General features: G+C 69.3%; 5 protein-coding genes and 1 riboswitch. Of the genes, 1 reads left to right on the forward strand and 4 read right to left on the reverse strand.

The window, feature by feature from the left end:
- The coding region (locus AC6EI8_RS23575; protein ID WP_498383029.1) for an FAD-dependent oxidoreductase at positions 1–486 on the reverse strand (486 nt) is incomplete at its 3' end.
- A 158-nt stretch (positions 487–644) separates the two neighbouring features.
- Positions 645–2,543, reverse strand: coding sequence for a phosphomethylpyrimidine synthase ThiC (gene thiC / locus AC6EI8_RS23580; RefSeq protein ID WP_149317240.1), 1,899 nt, complete (start codon positions 2,541–2,543; stop codon positions 645–647).
- 104 nt (positions 2,544–2,647) lie between these two features.
- A riboswitch (TPP riboswitch) is annotated at positions 2,648–2,749 on the reverse strand.
- Between the two features lie 316 nt (positions 2,750–3,065).
- Between thiC and AC6EI8_RS23585 the strand changes: the two genes are divergently transcribed.
- A complete protein-coding gene (locus tag AC6EI8_RS23585) occupies positions 3,066–4,733 on the forward strand; it encodes an acyl-CoA dehydrogenase family protein (RefSeq protein WP_498383030.1) in 1,668 nt (555 codons plus the stop codon).
- Between the two features lie 21 nt (positions 4,734–4,754).
- Here the strand turns inward: AC6EI8_RS23585 and AC6EI8_RS23590 are convergent, their stop codons facing one another.
- Positions 4,755–5,213 (reverse strand): hypothetical protein, encoded by a 459-nt coding sequence (locus AC6EI8_RS23590; protein WP_498383031.1) that lies wholly within the window; start codon positions 5,211–5,213, stop codon positions 4,755–4,757.
- A 154-nt stretch (positions 5,214–5,367) separates the two neighbouring features.
- Positions 5,368–5,696 (reverse strand): GMC oxidoreductase (locus tag AC6EI8_RS23595; RefSeq protein WP_498383032.1); only part of this gene is annotated, 329 nt, incomplete at its 5' end.

Below are 5,696 nucleotides of genomic sequence, written 5' to 3' on the forward strand. Positions count from 1 at the left end.
CTCGAGCAGCAGCCCTTGCTGGAAGCGCCCGGCCAGCGCCGGTTCGAGCGACGCGATGCCGGCCGCGTCGAGCCGGCGCAGCCGTTCGGCCACCAGTTCCGGCGGCGACACGGCGCGAATGCGGCTGGTAAACAACGGCATCTCGCCGCGGTCGTGGGCGTGCCAGACCACCAGCGTGCCGTCCTGCTGGAAGAAGACCGGGTCGACCGCGGTGGGCTCGTCCGCCTGTTCGGCGTTCAATTCGGCCACCCATGCGCGCCACAGGTCCACGCTGGCGATGCCCAGCTCGACGATGCGGCGCTCGCTGATGGCCGATTCGGCCAGCGGCGCCAGCATCGCGGCGGCGACATGGGCGGCCGCGCCCGCGCCGTCGGGACCGGCGCGTTCGACCAGAGCCACGCGCAGGCCACCGCGGACCAGGCGCCAGGCGGCCAGGCGTCCGGCCAGGCCGGCGCCGAGAATGGCGACGTCAAACTGCTGTTTCATGGGGTGTATTGTGCCAGCCCGGCCATGGGGAGCCGGGGAACGTCAGGGCGGAGCGGGAAACGGCCGTCGCCCCGCGCGCGCGGGGCTCAGCGTCCCTGCCCCTCGTGGAGAGCCAGCTCGCTGGGCTCCCGCCTTCGCGGGAACGACGGCCCCGTCCCTTACGAGTAGATCTTGCCGCCCTGCCGGACGAACTCGATCGACTTCTCCTGCATGCCGCGCTCGGCCTCGTCGGCGCCCGCCTCCTTCAGCGACGCGGCGTAGTCGCGCACGTCCTGCGTGATCTTCATCGAGCAGAACTTCGGACCGCACATCGAGCAGAAGTGCGCGATCTTGGCGCCCTCGGCCGGCAGCGTCGCATCGTGGAACGAACGCGCGCGCTCCGGATCGAGACCCAGGTTGAACTGGTCTTCCCAGCGGAACTCGAAGCGCGCCTTCGACAGCGCGTTGTCGCGCAGCTGCGCGCCCGGCCAGCCCTTGGCCAGATCGGCGGCGTGCGCGGCGATCTTGTAGGTGATGATGCCCTCGCGCACGTCTTCCTTGTCCGGCAGGCCCAGGTGCTCCTTCGGCGTGACGTAGCACAGCATCGCCGTGCCCATCCAGCCGATATTGGCCGCGCCGATGCCGCTGGTGATGTGGTCGTAGCCGGGGGCGATGTCGGTGACCAGCGGTCCGAGCGTGTAGAACGGGGCCTCGTAGCAGTGCTTGAGTTCCTCGTCCATGTTGGCCTGGATGCGTTGCAGCGGCACGTGGCCCGGGCCTTCGATCATCACCTGCACGTCGTGCTTCCACGCCTTGGCGGTCAGCTCGCCCAGCGTGCGCAGTTCGCCGAACTGCGCCTCGTCGTTCGAGTCGGCGATGCAGCCCGGACGCAGGCCGTCGCCGAGGCTGAACGACACGTCATAGGCCTTCATGATTTCGCAGATCTCGTCGAAGTGCGTGTACAGGAAGTTTTCCTTGTGGTGGGCCAGGCACCATTTGGCCATGATCGAGCCGCCGCGCGAGACGATGCCCGTCACGCGGTCGGCGGTCAGCGGCACATAGCGCAGCAGCACGCCGGCGTGGATCGTGAAGTAGTCCACGCCCTGCTCGGCCTGCTCGATCAGCGTGTCGCGGAACATCTCCCAGGTCAGGTCCTCGGCGATGCCGCCGGTCTTGTCCAGCGCCTGGTAGATCGGCACCGTGCCGATCGGCACCGGCGAATTGCGCAGGATCCATTCGCGCGTCTCATGGATATGCTTGCCGGTGGACAAGTCCATGATGGTGTCGGCGCCCCAGCGGATCGACCAGACCATCTTCTCGACTTCCTCGGCCAGCGACGAGGTCACCGCCGAATTGCCCAGGTTGCCGTTGATCTTCACGCGGAAATTGCGGCCGATGATCATCGGCTCGAGTTCCGTGTGGTTGATGTTGGCGGGGATGATCGCGCGGCCGGCGGCCACTTCCTGGCGCACGAATTCCGGCGTGATGTCCTCCGGCCGCAGCGGCAGGCCGGCGCCCAGCGCATTGCCGGGATGCTGGCGCAGCAGCGCCTTGTACTCGGGCTTGTCGTACAGCGCCTGCAGGTTCAGCGATTCGCGCAGCGCGATGTACTCCATCTCGGGCGTGACGATGCCGCGGCGGGCGTAGTGCATCTGCGTGACATTGGCGCCGGCCTTGGCGCGGCGCGGATTGGTCAGCTGCGCGAAACGCAGGTGCGCGGTGGCCGGATCGTTGGCCCGCGCGCGGCCGTACTCGGACGACAGGCCCGGCAGCACCTCGGTATCGCCGCGTTCCTCGATCCATTTGGCCCGCACCGGCGGCAGGCCGGCCTTCAGGTCGATGCGCACGTCCGGGTCGCTGTACGGGCCCGAGGTGTCGTAGACCGGGATCGGCGGGTTCGGCATCTCGCCGTGCTCGGTGCGCGTGGCGGTCTGCAGGATGGTGCGCATCGGCACGCGGATGTCCGGACGGCTGCCGGTCAGATAGGTCTTGGTCGAAGCGGGATAGGCGAACTTCTGGTCGAGATCGCTTTCGAGCGATTCGAAGGATGCGGCGGGGGCGGCGTGATTGCGGGCCATGGATATCGTCCTCTCTCTTTGGGGGATGGACGAAACCAGGAGTCCTGTGAGCATGTCCCTCGGGGACCATGCTGGCGCGGCTGGAATGCGCGCCGGCGGGAACTGCGGTCTTCAGTGAAACTTCCCACGCCGGTACTAACCGGATCGGGTTCGAAGGGACTCTCTCAGCCGCGCGGCCAATCCGCACGGCACCCCTGTTTCATCCAACGGGGCCAATTTAAGCACAAGGGGACTGGCTGCGCCAGCCTTGTTTCATTCGGACTGTGGTGCGCTGCGGTATCGGATCGGCCGTCGGCGTGACGCCCGAGCCGCCTGCGTCCGCCGCAGCCGGGGGCTCGCGCGTTGCTCTACCATGCAGACAGCGTGCTTGCGCACGCGCGCCGGGCCGGCGACGATTGGTCGCCGACGATTGGCCACCGACGATTGGCCACCGACGGATCCGGCGCCAACGATCGCAGGCCGCCAACGATTGCAACGGTAACGGCATGGGCAGAGACAGGACCGTCCGCCACAGGAGACACCATGAGCACCAGCGACGCCGCCACCCACCGCGTCTTCAACCAGGTCCCCGACCTGGCGCACCACAATCCGTTCGCCATCGACACCGCGCTCGGCGCCGCGCTCGAACGCCTCGGCGGCGGCTGGCATGCCGGCGAACTGCGCGAGTTCGGCGCGACGCTGGGCCAGCCGGAGGTCCAGGCGTGGGCCGACCAGGCCAATCGCCATCCGCCCGAACTGCATACTCACAGCCGCACCGGCGAACGGATCGACCAGGTCCGCTTCGACCCGAGCTGGCATGCGCTGCTGTCGCTGCTGCGCAGCCGCCAGCTGCACGCGCTGCCGTTCGCACAGCCACGTCCCGGCGCCTGGGCCGCGCGCACCGCCGGCTACTTCCTGCAGGCGCAGCTCGAATCGGGCTCGCTGTGCCCGGCGACGATGACCTTCGCCAGCATCCCTGTGCTGCAGAAGGAGGCCGCGCTGTTCAGCGAACTGGCGCCGCGGCTGTACGCCACCGCGCACGATCCCGAGGACCTGCCCTGGCGCGACAAGCGCGCGGTAATGATCGGCATGGGCATGACGGAGAAGCAGGGAGGCTCGGACGTGCGCGCCAACACCACGGTGGCGCGACCGGTGCGCGGCGAGGGTCGCGGCGCCGAGTACGCGCTGACCGGCCACAAGTGGTTCTTCTCCGCGCCGATGTGCGACGCGCATCTGGTGGTGGCCCGCATGGGCGCCGAGGACGGACCGCTGTCGTGCTTCTTCGTGCCGCGCTTTCGCGACGACGGCAGCCGCAACGCGATCCAGATCCAGCGGCTCAAGGACAAGCTCGGCAACCGCTCCAACGCCAGCAGCGAGGTCGAATTCCGCGGCGCCAGCGGCATCCTGATCGGCGAGGAAGGCCGCGGCATTCCGACCATCATCGAGATGGCCACCAATACCCGGCTCGATTGCGTGATCGGCAGCGCGGCGCTGCTGCGAACCGCGCTGGTGCAGTCGATCCACCATGCGCGCCATCGCAGCGCCTTCGGCAAGCGGCTTGCCGATCAGCCGTTGATGCGCAATGTGCTGGCCGATCTCGCGCTCGAGAGCGAGGCCGCGACGCTGCTGATGATGGAGCTCGCGCATGCGTTCGAGCATGCCGCTACCGACCCGCTGGCCGGCGCATGGAAACGCATCGTGACGCCCGCCGCCAAGTTCTGGATCTGCAAGCGCGCGATTGAGGCCACCGGCGAGGCAATGGAGGTCTGGGGCGGCAACGGCTACGTCGAGGAGGGGCCGATGGCGCGGCTCTACCGCGAGGCGCCGGTCAATTCGATCTGGGAAGGGTCGGGCAACATCATGTGCCTGGACGTGCTGCGCGCGATCCAGCGCAGTCCCGACGATGCGCTGCGGCTGCTGCAGGATCTCGGCCAGCGCGCCGGCGGGCATGCCGCGGTGCGTGCCGAACTCGCTTCGCTGCAGGCGATGCTGCGCGCCGCGCTGGAAGAGCAGGAGACCTGCGCGCGCCGTTTCGCCCAGGGCCTGGTGCTGACCGCGCAGGCGGCGCTGATGCTCGCGCATGCCGATGCCGACAGCGCCGAGCGCTTCGTCGCCAGCCGCCTGGAACGGCAGCATGGGCGCGTGTTCGGCACGCTCGACGGCAGCGCCGCGCAGCTGGGACGGCTGATCGAGCGGGCCTGGCCGGCTTGATTGCAGGAGTTGCGCTCAGGACTACTCGTTGGACTCGCTGTCGCGCAGCAGGCGCCGGCATTCATCCAGACAGGATAGGCAGCAGGTGCCGCACCACAGGCCCGTGGCCGCGATGATCATTGCCACGCCCGGGTTGAGCGATCGCGGGTCGCCGCGGACCAGCACAACGGCGCCCGCCAGGCCGATCGGCAGCGACATCGCCGTGGCCATGACCACGGTCGCCAGCGCGCGATGATGGCGCGTCAAGGCCCCGAGGGCGATCCAGACACGCCGCAATCCGTCGGCGCCAGGATCGGGGGCGTGGTTGCCGTCGCTTTCGATCCAGTCGATGCGATGGGACGGCAGCAGGGCCGTGGTGGTGGTGGCGGTGGCGGCGGTGGCGGCGGTGGCGGTGCTGGCGGGCGGCTGGCGATGGCGCGTGTCCACGTCCGGCCAGCCGGCATGCGAGACCGCGGCCCTGCTTGTCCTTGTGTATTGCACGGTGGCTCTCCCTTCCATGGTGGGCCCACAGGGTAAGGCTTCCGCCCGGCCGCGCGGGCCAAGCGGGCCGCTGCGCCTGTACCGGCGTACCGAAAAGGGAAAGGAATGCGGCAATTGCTGGAAAAACCGGCGGCCGCCTTTCGCAGGGCGCCGCTCAGGCGCGCGCCAGCAAGGTCTCCAGCGCACGCAGCCGTACCCGCGGACCGTGGCGGATCAGGTCGTGCGCGCGCTCGCCGATCATGATCGCCGGCGCATCGGCATCGCCGCCGGCCAGCGTCGGCATGATCGACGCATCGGCCACGCGCAGCGCCTCGACCCCACGCACGCGCAATTGCGGATCGACCACCGACAGCGCATCGATGCCCATCCGGCAGGTGCCGGCCGGCCGCTCCGCGCCTTCCGCATGGGCGCGGACCAGCGCGTCGATGGCCGCGTCGTCATCGGGATCGGCGCGCACGCCGCCGCAATACAGCGCCTTGCCGC

The organism is Cupriavidus sp. R6-3, from assembly GCF_059772245.1.

Bases quoted from the DNA above. Each gene is read 5' to 3' on its own strand.
- thiC (WP_149317240.1), bottom strand. From the start codon at position 2,543: ATGGCCCGCAATCACGCCGCCCCCGCCGCATCCTTCGAATCGCTCGAA.
- AC6EI8_RS23585 (WP_498383030.1), top strand. From the start codon at position 3,066: ATGAGCACCAGCGACGCCGCCACCCACCGCGTCTTCAACCAGGTCCCC.